Raw genomic sequence first — 12432 nt, forward strand, 5'->3', positions numbered from 1 at the left:
TAAGAGGACTCAACATGAAACTCGACAACAAGATTGTGCTGGTGACCGGCGTCTCTTCGGGTATCGGCGCGGCCACGGCAAGCCTGCTGCGCAGCCACGGCGCCCACGTGATTGGCGTGGACCTGAAGGCGCCGCACATGACCCTGGATGGTTTTGTTCAGGGCGATCTGAGCAGTGCCGAGAACATCGACCGGTTGCTGGCGCAGCTACCGGCACGGATCGACAGCCTGTGCAATATCGCCGGGGTGCCGGGCACTGCAAACCCGCAACTGTTGGCGCGGGTCAACTACCTGGGATTGCGCCACTTGAGCAGCGCGTTGCTGCCACGCATGAACGCTGGCGGCAGCATCGTCAATATCGCCTCGATCCTCGGCGCCGAGTGGCCGTTACGTCTGGAACAGCACAAGGCGCTGGCGCGCATCGAAGGTTTCGCCGCCGGGCAGGCCTGGCTGGCCGAGCACCTGGTACCGGACCAGACCTGCTACCAGTATTTCAAGGAAGCCTTGATCGTCTGGAATTACCTGCAGGCCCAACCCTGGTTTCTCGAACATTCGGTGCGCATGAACAGCGTCGCGCCAGGTCCGGTTTTCACGCCGATCCTCGGCGACTTCGTGAGCATGCTCGGTGAGGCCCGAACCCAGGCCGATGCCCATCGCATGAAACGCCCCGCTTATGCCGATGAGGTAGCGGCGGTGATCGCTTTCCTGTGTGCCGACGAGTCGCGCTGGATCAACGGCGTCAACCTGGCCGTCGATGGCGGATTGGCCTCCACCTACATCTGAAATGCACACCTGTAGACGGCGGCGCAAGCCGCTACCTGTGGCGAAGCCATGCCAAAAATAAAAATAATGAGGAGCGTCCATGGACAACGTTAAACGTTGCTTTCGTTTCAAGCATTGCGCCCTGTTTCTGGCGTTATGCAGCGCCGGTGTGATGGTCGAAAGGGTCGAGGCCATGCAAATGGACCTTGGTGATTCCGACTGGAAACTGCGTTGGGACAACACCATCAAGTACAGCCAGGCCTGGCGTCTTCAGGGGCAGGACAGCCGATTGGTCAACGCACCGACCGCCAACGGCCTGTATCCCTCGATCCAGAGTCAGGGCGATAAAAACTTCAGCAGTGGCCTGGTCTCCAATCGTCTGGACCTGTTTTCCGAAATGGACCTCAGCCGGCAAAACTATGGCCTGCGCGTGAGCGGCGCAGCCTGGTACGACGATATCTACAACAAGGGCACCGACAGCAGCGAGCAAACGCATTTCCTCAGCGAAACCCGCAAGCTCCACGGTCGCGATGCGGAAATTCTCGACGCCTTCGTGTTCCTGCGCGGTGACCTCGGTGAAGACTCCCAGGGCGTGGTGCGTCTGGGCCGACACAGCCTGATCTACGGCGAAAGCCTGTTCTACGGTGGCAACGGCATTGCCAATGCCCAGGGCCCGACCGATGTGGTCAAGTTGCTCAGCGTGCCGGGGACCCAGTTCAAGGAGATCCTGCGTCCGGTCAATCAGATCTCCGGGCAGTTGCAGATCAACCCGCAGTTGTCGGTGGGCGCTTACTACCAGTTTGAGTGGGAACGCTCCAATGTGCCCGGCGCCGGCAGCTACCTGAGCGATATCGATGCCATCGGTTACGGCAGCGGTTCACTGCACGAAGTGTTCGGCAACGACACGGTGAATGTTGGCGATTTGAAACCGCGAAATTCGGGGCAGGGCGGTATGCAGATCCGCTTCAAGCCGACCGGCACCGAGTTGGAGCTGGGTTTCTACGCTGCGCAGTATCACGACAAAACCCCGACCGGCCTGTACGCCTACCTCGACGGTGCGGCTGCGGCCGCCACCGGGTTGCCGATCCTGAGTTCCTATCGTCAGGTCTACGCCGAAGACATCAAGACTGCCGGCGTCAGCTTCTCCACCGCTTATGGGCCGTTCAACTTTGCCGGTGAAACTTCCGTGCGCTGGAACGCGCCGCTGGTGAGCAATCTGCAAGTGGTGGCCCCTGGCGTGGCGGCCGATGGCGACGATAACTCACTGTTTGCCAGGGGCAAAACCGCTCACGCCAACCTGTCGGCGATTTACCTGTTATCGCCCACCGCATTTTGGGATGGCGGCTCGGCACTGGCCGAGCTGGCCTGGAACCGCACCCTGAGCGTGACCGAGAACGCCGCCGCGCTGGATGCCAACACCACCCGCGATGCTACGGCACTGCGGGTATTGGTGGAGCCGGCGTACTTCCAGATTGTCGACGGGATCGACCTGACCGTGCCGATCGGCATGGGTGTGGTACTCGATGGGCGCTCTTCGGCGGTCAACAAATCGGGCTTCGGCAATACCCATTCCGGCGACTGGAGTGTCGGGCTCAAGGCCACCTACCTGCAGCGCTGGGATGTCGGCCTGAACTACGTGAACTTCTTCGGTGCCCCAAAAGCCGGGCTGCGCGAGGACGGCAATTTCAGTTACGGGCAGTCGTTGGCCGACCGCGACTTCGTCTCGCTCTACGTGAAAACCTCATTCTAATAAGGTGGATTCGCCATGCAGAACAAAGCATTTCTCAACACTTGCGTCCTCACCCTGGCCCTTGCCGGCATGAGCCTGGCGCAGGCGGCCGTGTCGCCTGAGCAGGCTGCACGTTTGAAGACTGAACTGACACCCCTTGGTGGCGAGCGCGCCGGCAACGCCGATGGCAGCATCCCGGCCTGGCAAGGCGGTTACACCAAGGTCGCGCCTGGCTACAAGCCAGGTGACAAACGTCCCGATCCATTCGCCGGTGAAAAACCGCTGTATTCGATCAAGGCCTCGAACATGGAGCAGTACGCCAATGTATTGGCCGAAGGCACCAAACTGCTGCTGAAGAAATACCCGGACTATCGCCTGGACGTCTACCCGACCCATCGCTCGGCGGCAGCCCCGCAATGGGTGTATGACAACACCGGCAAGAATGCCACCCGCGCCACGCTGGACGTGGCGAGCGAGAAAGTCACCGGCGCCTATGGCGGCATTCCGTTCCCGATCCCGGAAAACGGTACGCAAGTGCTGTGGAACTATCGATTGTCCTGGCAGGGCGGCGACACCATCAGCTCGCCTTTCGATACCTGGCTGATGACCGCCGGCGGCAAGAAAGTCCAGGCAACCCGCGCCCAGTACACCTACCAGTTTCCCTACTACGTCGAAGACGGCAGCCTGGAAAACTTTTCCGGCAAGTACCTGGTGGGCAAGCTGCTGACCGAGTTGCCATCGTCCAAGGCCGGTGAAGGCCTGATGACCCATTGGGACCTGGACCCGGCCAACCGCGCGGCCTGGCAGTATCTGGTCGGCCAGCGCCGGGTGCGTCGGGCGCCGAACATTGCCTACGACACCCCGGACTTCGTGACCTCGGGGGTCGGTCTGTTCGACGAAGCGTTCATGCTGTTCGGGCCTACCGATCGCTATGACCTCAAGCTGATGGGCAAGAAAGAACTGATTGTCGCCTACAACAATAACCGCGCCGGCCTGGCCAAGAGCGACGACCTGGTCAAGCAGAACTTCCTCAATCCTGACTTGGTGCGTTGGGAGAAACATCGGGTCTGGGTGGTCGAGGCCACGCTCAAATCCGGCAAGCGCCATGTGGTGCCGCGTCGCACCTACTACATCGACGAAGACTCCTGGCAGATCCTGATGGCCGACGGGTATGACGCGCAGGGCAAGCTCGGACGGCAGATGTATTCGCTGACGCTGCTGGCGCCGGACCTGCCGGCCCTTACCGCGCAGGTCATGTGGGGTAGCTACAACCTCGACACCGGGGCTTACTTCCTCAACTCCTCGAGCAACGATCTGGCGGTCCAGTACCAGAAAGTCGCGAAACCTTCGGCGTCCTATTTCACGCCGGATGCCATGGCCAACGAAAACATGCGTTGAACCTGAGGGGGCCGTGGTGGGTGAGGGTGCGCGCTACGGTCGCTTGTGACTTTGCGAGTGGGATACCGACATGATGGTGCAAAAACGCTATGCGGGCTTCGGCCTGCGCCGGGGCGCCTGCGTCCTGGCATTGGGCTTGATGGCGTGTGTGTTCAACGCCCAGGCGAGCACGTTTGCAGTACTGCAGCAGCCGGCACTGTCGACCGCCAAGGCCCAGCGCGCAGCATTGCTCGGGCTGACCCGGGCCGGTGAGCGGCTGGTGGCGGTCGGCGAGCGCGGGATCGTGCTGCTCTCGGATGACGCTGGAGTGAATTGGCGCCAGGCCAGTGTGCCGGTCAGCGTCAGCCTGACGGCGGTGCAGTTCGTCGATGCCGAGCAGGGTTGGGCAGTCGGTCATCTGGGCGTGGTGTTGCACACCGAGGACGGCGGTGAAACCTGGCACAAGCAACTCGACGGTGAACGCGCCGCCGCGCTGGCGGTGCAGGCCGCTGAGCGCGATGCCGATCAGCCGGGCGGCGCCGGCAACCTGGCGCAGGCCCGGCAGATGCTCGACGACGGACCGGACAAACCGTTCCTCGACCTGTACTTCAGTGACCGCCTGCATGGCTACGTCGTTGGCGCCTATAACCAGATCTACCGCACCGACGACGGTGGGCGAAGCTGGCAGCCGTGGATGCAGCATGTGGACAATCCGCAGGGCCTGAACCTGTATGGCATTCGCGTCTCGGGCAACGATTTGCTGCTGGTGGGGGAGCGCGGTTTGCTGTTGCGTTCGACCGATGCCGGGCATTCATTCCAGGCCTTGAAGTCACCTTATGAAGGCAGCTTTTTCGGCCTGCTCGGCACTCGCGGCGGCGCCTTGATTGCCTATGGTTTGCGCGGTAACGCCTGGTGGTCCGATGACCGTGGCGGCAGTTGGCGACGCCTCGACACCGGCATCGAATCAACACTGTCGAGCGCCATCGAACTGCGCGATGGCAGCCTGCTGTTAGCCAGCCAGGGCGGCGAGCTTTTATTCAGCCATGACCAGGGTCGTAGCTTCGACAAACGCCAGAGCCGCAGCGGCGGGACTGTCGCTGCCGTGCAACAGGCGGCCGATGGCAGTCTGGCCAGCGTTGGTTTGAGCGGTGTGGCCGCTGACCAGGATCCACGAGCCTCTGGCAAACCTTGAATCTTCACGGTGCAGCGCTATCGGGCCACGGCCCGTGCAACAGGAGTCAGACTTGAAAGACGACAAAACCCAAACCGTGATTGGCCGCCTGGCAGACTTCGACCAGGCGTCGGGCAACTTCGCCGAGCGGGCGATCTTCAACCATCGACCGCTGGTGATCCTGCTGTGTCTGCTGGTGACGCTGGTGCTCGGCTGGCAAGCCACGCGCATCGGCATCAATGCCAGTTATGAGAAAACCATTCCCACGGGGCATCCCTATGTCGCCAACTTTCTGGAGAATCGCAGTGAGTTGAGTGGCCTGGGCAACTCGCTGCGGATCGCCGTGGAGGTCAAACAAGGCAGCATTTTCACCAAGGACTATCTCGACACCTTGGCCAGGCTCAACGACGAGCTCTATCTGCTGCCGGGTGTCGACCGGCCCTACATGAAATCGTTATGGACCCCGACCACGCGCTGGACCGCCGTGACCGAGGAGGGGCTCGATGGCGGCACCGTGATCCCCGACGACTACGATGGCTCGGCGGCCAGTATCGAACAGGTGCGGACCAACGTCGCGCGTTCCGGTGAGGTCGGTCAATTGGTGGCCGGCAACTTCAAGTCCAGCGTGATCTTCGTGCCGTTGCTGGACATCAGTCCGCAGACCGGCAAGGCCCTGGACTACGGCGAGTTTTCCCGGCAACTGGAAGCCCTGCGGGACAAGTACCAGAGCGATGACCTGCGGATTCACATCACCGGTTTCACCAAAATCGTCGGCGACCTGATCGAGGGGCTGACCCAGGTTTTGCTGTTCTTCGTGGTGGCGGTACTGGTGACGGTGTTGGTGCTGTTTGGCTATACCCGCTGCGCGCGCAGCACGCTGGTGGTGGTGACGTGTTCGCTGGTGGCGGTGCTCTGGCAGCTGGGTCTGCTCGCCATCCTCGGTTATGAATTGGACCCGTACTCGGCGCTGGTGCCGTTTCTGGTGTTCGCCATTGGCATGAGCCACGGCGCGCAGAAGATGAACGGCATCATGCAGGACGTCGGTCGCGGCACCCACCGGGTGGTGGCCGCGCGTTATACCTTCCGCCGACTGTTCGCGGCCGGCATGACCGCGTTGCTCTGTGATGCGGTGGGCTTCGCGGTGCTGCTGCTGATCAATATCCGGGTGATTCAGGATCTGGCGATCACCGCCAGCCTCGGCGTGGCGGTGCTGATCTTCACCAACCTGATTCTGTTGCCGATCCTGCTCAGCTATATCGGTGTCAGCCCGGCAGCGGCGCAACGCAGCCTGAGTTCGGAAAACGCCGAACTGCAGGCGCAGATCAAGCATCCGTTATGGCGCGTGCTCGATTTGTTCACCCAACGGCGCTGGGCCATGGGCGCCATGCTGGGCGGTCTGCTGCTGGCAGCGTTCGGTTTTGCCGTGAGCCTGCACCTGAAGATCGGCGATCTCGATCCCGGCGCCCCGGAGTTGCGGGCTGACTCGCGCTACAACCGCGACGCGCTGTTCATGACCCAGAACTATGCGGCCAGCTCGGATATTTTCGTGGTCATGATCAAGACTCCGGAAGATCAGTGCACCCGTTACGCGAGCCTGTCGGCAGTGGATGCGTTGGCCTGGCGGCTGGAGCAATTGCCCGGCGTGGAGTCGACCACCTCGATGGCGGCGCTGAGCAAAATCGCCACTGCCGGTTACAACGAAGGCAACTTCAAATGGTATGAGCTGATCCCCAATGATGGTGCACTGGGCGCCGTGCAAACCCGTGCACCGAGGGAGCTGTTCAATCAGGGCTGCTCGATGTTGTCGCTGTACGTTTACCTGGCCGATCACAAGGCCGATACCCTGAATCGGGTGGTGGAGGCCAGCGAGAAATTCATCAGCGAGCATCAGATCACAGAGGTCAAATTCATGCTCGCCGCCGGCAGCGCCGGGATCGAAGCCGCGACCAATATCGTGGTGAAAAAATCCATGCGCGAGATGCTGTTCTGGGTCTACGGCGCGGTCAGCCTGTTGTGCCTGCTGACCTTCCGCAGCTGGCGCGCAACCCTTTGCGCGATGCTGCCGCTGATGCTCACCTCGATACTGTGCGAGGCGCTGATGGTGGGGCTGGGCATGGGGGTTAAAGTCGCGACACTGCCGGTAATCGCATTGGGCGTGGGCATTGGCATCGACTACGCGCTGTATGTCTTGAGTGTAATCCTGGCTCGCATGCGTGCCGGCGACACCCTGGCCCAGGCGTATTACCAGGCGCTGCTGTTCACCGGCAAAGTGGTGTTGCTGACCGGCATGACCCTGGCGGTCGCAGTGTCGACCTGGGCGTTCTCACCGATCAAGTTCCAGGCCGACATGGGGATTCTGCTGGCGTTCATGTTCCTGGTGAACATGCTCGGCGCCCTGATCCTGCTGCCGGCCCTGGCCTGGCTGCTGCTGCCGCAGAAGGTCTTCGCAAAAAAGCCTGAAGCGAGCCGGCATGGGCTGTTGGTCAAGGAGGGCTGAGGACTCGGCAAGCGCTACACGAGGACGGGGACAGTGAGGACCGACTAGCCGTTTTCGGCACAATTGCGCCAATGCCTGTTACGGCGGAATGGAACTTGCCTCCCCAACGGCCTGCAAGCCTTGTGTGCCCAACAGGAAAGGTCCATGAATAACAATAACCCTAGCGTGGAAGGCGCCACCGGTACGCCGGACATGACTGCGGCGATTCATCGTTATCGCACCAACGACATCGATCAGCACGCACAGAACATGGACGGCTGGCAGGTACGCTATGACCAGCTGACGCCCGGTCGCTTCGAAGGTGAGTTGATCGAGTTTCGCGCCGGATGGATGCAACTGGCGCGCGACCGCTCTAATCAGGCGATGCTCAAGAGTGGCAGCGCCTGGAAGGGAGCCATCACCTTCAGCGTGCCGCTGAGCGCTCAGGGGGCGGTGTTTTGTGCGGGGCATCCGATTCATGATGCGAGCCTGTTGGTGGCCCATGGTGATCACTTGCCCGATCTGCGCACGCCCGAACATCTGGATCTGTTGGGGGTGGCGGTTGATGTCCAGGCCCTTGAACATGTGCTGGAGCGCCAGGGCGCCCGGTTTCAAATTACCGATCTTCCCAAGTGTTACCGTCTGGGGGCTTCCTCGGTGCAGGCTGAGTTGGCGGCGCTGTTCGACGAGCTGGCCGCTGCCGATCAGGGCCACGACAGCCTGCTGGGCTATGAGGCGATCCGTCATGGCATTCGCGATGCCGTGATGGTGCAACTGCTGGAACTGGTCGCGCCGGATCAGGCCGCGCCCCTTAACCCGACGGCGCGCAAACGCATGGTTGATCGTGCCAGGGAATACGCGTTGGGGCATCTGGATGAACCATTGTCGATCCTCGATCTGTGCAATCACATCGGCGCCAGCCGACGCAAACTCCAGTACTGTTTCCAGGAAACCCTGGGTATCAATCCGGTGGCGTATTTAAGGGCGTTGCGCCTCAATGCAGTGCGTCGTGAACTGCGTGACAGCCCCCATGAACATGGGGTGCAAGAGGTGGCGGCGCGTTGGGGCTTCTGGCACCTGAGTCGCTTTGCCAGCGATTACCGCACACTGTTCGGAGAGACGCCCTCACAGACCTTGCGTCGCCATTAACTGTGCTGAAAACGGATAACCCGCCTACCGGAGTCGTTACTAGGATGGCCCACACCATTTGGTTGGGAGGGGCATTCGATGAATCACAAGAACAACAACTCAGGCATCAGCCGCGTCACTGTGTTTACCCTGGGGCTGTTCGGCCTGTGCGCCGGAGCACAGGCCACTGAAAACGGAGCGCCGACCACCGCGGTAGGCGTCTATGACTTCGGCGCCGGGATGATGCCGCCGGCCACGCCATTCGGCACCCTGGGCCTGCGCACGGCCTACTATTCGGCCAACGTGCAGAAGGACCGCCACGGTCGTTCTCTGGACAACAATCTCTCCCTGGACGTGCTGTCCATCGGCCTGGCCTATATGCGCATGACGGACTACAGCGTCCTCGGTGCCCAATACGGTTTCGGCACGGTGGTGCCTTTCTTCAAGATGGATGCTTCCCTGGAGGTGCCGACGCCGGGCGGTCCGTTGAAGCTTGAGGCCGATCCGTTCCGCCTGGCAGACGTGCAGTTTCTGCCGCTGATCCTGCAGTGGAACCTGTCGCCCAACCTGTTCGTCAACACCCAGTTTCAGATCCAGGCCCCCACCGGCGACTACGACAAGAACCGGCTGATTTCCCCCGGGCTCAATCACTGGACTTTTTCCCCCATCGTCAATGCCACTTACATCAGTGACACCGGCTTCGAGGTGTCATCGAGCTTCGAGGTGGACATCAACACGCGCAACCCTGCCACTGACTACAAGAACGGCGTGGAGTACCGGCATGAGTTCGCCGTGGGCCAGCACTTCGGCCCCTGGACCGCCGGTATCGGCGGGTACTACTACCGTCAGTTCACCGATGACGACGCCCCGGGCCTGACGAGTGGCAATCGCGCCAGGGTGCTGGCCGTGGGACCGGCGGTGAGCTACGTCAAACCGGGCCTGCCGCCGGTCTGGCTGCACCTCTACAAAGAGCAGGGCGCGAGCAACCGCGCCGAGGGCTACACCGTCGCCTTGCGCGTTTCCCAAAGTTTCTGAGGACCGGACCATGACTTCTGTGCATTGCGCTTCAACCCTGGCGACGCCTGTCGTGCGTCAGGCCACGGGACGCCGCGAAGGGCTGGTGCTGGTGCTGGGCAGCAGCCTGACCATCATGGGCTCGGTGATGATCGCGCCGATCCTGCCCAAACTCGGTGCCGAGTTCGGGCCGCTCACTTCCCGGGCCGACCTGCTGGTGCCACTGGCGGTCACCGGACCGGCGCTGGCGATTGCGGTGTGCGCGCCTCTGGCCGGTTGGCTCGCCGATCGAGTCGGGCGCAAGGCGTTGCTGGTGATCGCCACCTTGCTCTATGCCTTGCTCGGCGCGTTGCCGGCGGTGCTGGGAGATCTGCAGTCCATCGTCGCCGTGCGCCTGCTGTTCGGGGTGGCCGAGGCGGCGGTGATGACCTGTTGCGCGACCCTGATCGGTGACTATTGGCAGGGCGAGGAACGCTTGCGCTACATCAACCGTCAGGTGGTCACCATCGGTTTGGTCGGTGCGTTGTTCTTCGTCGTTGGTGGCGCTTTGGGCGAGCACTCCTGGCGCTTGCCGTTCCTCCTCTATTTGCTGCCGCTGCTGCTGGTGCCGGCCATGGTGAAGGTGCTCTGGGAGCCGGCTCGTACGCAGCCGTCCGTTGAGGTTCAGGGACCGGAGCGGGTGGCGATTCTGCCGCTGGTGTTGGGTTATCTGCTGATTCTCGTTGGCATGGTGCTGAGCTTTGTGGTGCCGGTACAGACGCCCATTTTGCTGGTGGGTCTCGGGGTCACATCCAGCACCCTGATTGGCCTGTCCGCCGGCTTGAGCCTGCTGGCCACCCTGGGCGGTTCCCTGGCCTGGCCGCTGCTGCGTCGACGCTTGGGGATCGCCGGCACCAATGCGGTGTTGCTGCTGTTGTTGGCGCTCGGGTTGTGGTTGCTGATGCGCGGGCAAAGCTACAACCAAGTGGTGTTGGCTGTGGTGATCCATGGCCTGGGCGCGGGATTGCTGGTGCCCAATGTCATGGCGCCGATGATGGAGGCCTTGAGTGCTAGAACCCGTGGTCGGGGATTGGGAGGCTTCACCGCGTGCCTGTATTTCGGTCAGTTCGTCAGCCCCTTGGTGGTGGCGATGCTCGGCGCATTTGCCGGCGACCTGCGTCACGCCATCGAATGGCTGGCCTTTGCCAGTCTTGCTGCCGCGTTGCTTTGGGCGATCGCCGGGTTATCGCGCCGCCGCTCGAACTCTTCCGTGCCATCCACCCATTCGTCATTGAAATAGATCCGGAGTATCAAACATGCAAGACATCCATCAGTTGTTGGACAAGGAAGACGCCACCGGCCTGGCCGCTTGGGTCAGGCGTGGTGAAGTGCAGCCCGTGGAGCTGGTCGACGCAGTGATCGAGCGACTGGAGCGGGTTGAACCGCAACTCAACGCAGTGGCCGAGCGGCTCTACGACAAGGCCCGCGAGGCAGCGCTCGAACCTCAGGTTCGGGACGGACTGTTTGCCGGTGTGCCGACCTTGATCAAGGACCTGTTCGCGCCGGTGCAGGGTGCCGCAATGACCAATGGTTCGCTGGCGCTGGGCGGGGCCCGCGCCGATTTCGAATCCGAGGTGGTGATCCGCCTGCGCCGCGCCGGTTGCCTGATCGTCGGCACCAGCACGGCACCAGAGTTCGGCACATCCTATTCCACCGAGTCGACACGTTTCGGCGCCACCCGCAATCCGTGGAACACCGAGCACAGCGCCGGCGGCTCCAGCGGCGGGGCGGCGGCCCTGGTGGCGGCGCGGGTAGTACCTTTTGCCCACGGCAATGACGGCGGCGGTTCGCTGCGGGTGCCGGCGTCCTGCTGCGGAGTCTTCGGCCTCAAACCCAGCCGTGGTTTGCTGCCCTCCGGGCCAATGATAGGCGAGGGCTGGGCGGGCATGGGCACCAACCACTGCATCACCTTATCGGTACGTGACAGCGCGGCTTTGCTCGACGCCACGGCGGGAATCGATTTGGGTGCGCCCTATGCTGCGCCGCTGTCGGCGCAACCGTATGTGACTGCTGTACAACAGACTCCGCGGCCAATGCGTATCGCCCTGGTGGAGCAGATCGGGTCTTGGCCGACTTCCACACAAAGCCTGGAGGCGGTGCGTCAGGCTGCGAGCCTGTGTGAGTCGCTGGGGCATCGGGTAGAACCCGCCCGGTTACCGGTGGTGCTGCCTGAGTTTCTTGACCAGGTGTTCACTATCATCGGTGCCAGCACGCGAAACTACGTCGACCTGTTGGGCCAATTGCGTGGCGCGCCTGTACAGCCCGAGGAGCTGGAAGCCCGTACGCGGATCATTCTGCGCGACAAGGGCGGGGTCAGTGGCGCGCAATACGCGGCAGCGGTGGAGTGGATTCATGCCCTGGGCCGGCAACTGGCGCTGTTCATGCAGGATTACGACCTGATCCTCAGCCCGACCCTGACCCGTGAACCGGTACCGATCGGCGAGCTGGACCTGCGGGACGACCGCTTGAGTCTCGATGAATTGATCGAGCGCTTCCACAGTTACTCGCCGTTTACCGCGTTGTTCAATGCCAGTGGGCAACCGGCAATGTCGGTACCGCTTCACTGGAGCCCGCAAGGCTTGCCCATGGGCGCGCACTTCGCAGGCCGCTTCGGCGAAGAGGCGACCTTGCTGAGCCTGGCCGCACAACTGGAGCAGGCTCAGCCCTGGCGGCAGCGCGTACCGCCGGTGAATGCGTGCCTGCGCACCACGCCGTAACACGATCTGTAGCAGCAGCC

Annotated in this window: 9 protein-coding genes; all 9 read left to right on the forward strand. The window is 62.3% G+C overall.

Features of this window, described 5'->3' with window-relative positions:
• Positions 1-14: 14 nt before the first annotated feature.
• The gene (locus FFH90_RS13760) at positions 15-782 is read left to right on the forward strand and encodes a coniferyl-alcohol dehydrogenase (protein ID WP_138867360.1); all 768 of its coding nucleotides are present in this window, start codon (positions 15-17) and stop codon (positions 780-782) included.
• Positions 783-861: 79 nt separating this feature from the next.
• Positions 862-2511: a DUF1302 domain-containing protein gene (locus FFH90_RS13765; protein WP_138867361.1), complete on the forward strand. Its 1650-nt coding sequence runs from the start codon at positions 862-864 to the stop codon at positions 2509-2511.
• A gap of 15 nt (positions 2512-2526) precedes the next feature.
• On the forward strand, positions 2527-3888 hold the full coding sequence (locus FFH90_RS13770; RefSeq protein ID WP_018927881.1) for a DUF1329 domain-containing protein: 1362 nt from the start codon (positions 2527-2529) through the stop codon (positions 3886-3888).
• Between the two features lie 70 nt (positions 3889-3958).
• Complete coding sequence (locus FFH90_RS13775; protein WP_138867362.1) at positions 3959-5059, forward strand: YCF48-related protein; 1101 nt, start codon at positions 3959-3961, stop codon at positions 5057-5059.
• Between the two features lie 52 nt (positions 5060-5111).
• Entirely contained in the window at positions 5112-7535 is a 2424-nt protein-coding gene (locus FFH90_RS13780) for an RND family transporter (protein ID WP_138867363.1), read from the forward strand.
• A 144-nt stretch (positions 7536-7679) separates the two neighbouring features.
• Positions 7680-8663: a helix-turn-helix domain-containing protein gene (locus FFH90_RS13785; RefSeq protein WP_138867364.1), complete on the forward strand. Its 984-nt coding sequence runs from the start codon at positions 7680-7682 to the stop codon at positions 8661-8663.
• Positions 8664-8741: 78 nt separating this feature from the next.
• Complete coding sequence (locus FFH90_RS13790; protein ID WP_138867365.1) at positions 8742-9677, forward strand: transporter; 936 nt, start codon at positions 8742-8744, stop codon at positions 9675-9677.
• A gap of 10 nt (positions 9678-9687) precedes the next feature.
• Positions 9688-10935 (forward strand): MFS transporter, encoded by a 1248-nt coding sequence (locus tag FFH90_RS13795; protein WP_138867366.1) that lies wholly within the window; start codon positions 9688-9690, stop codon positions 10933-10935.
• Positions 10936-10951: 16 nt separating this feature from the next.
• Positions 10952-12412, forward strand: coding sequence for an amidase (locus FFH90_RS13800; RefSeq protein ID WP_138867367.1), 1461 nt, complete (start codon positions 10952-10954; stop codon positions 12410-12412).
• Positions 12413-12432: the final 20 nt, after the last annotated feature.

The organism is Pseudomonas sp. ATCC 43928 (assembly GCF_005938665.2).
GTDB lineage: Bacteria > Pseudomonadota > Gammaproteobacteria > Pseudomonadales > Pseudomonadaceae > Aquipseudomonas.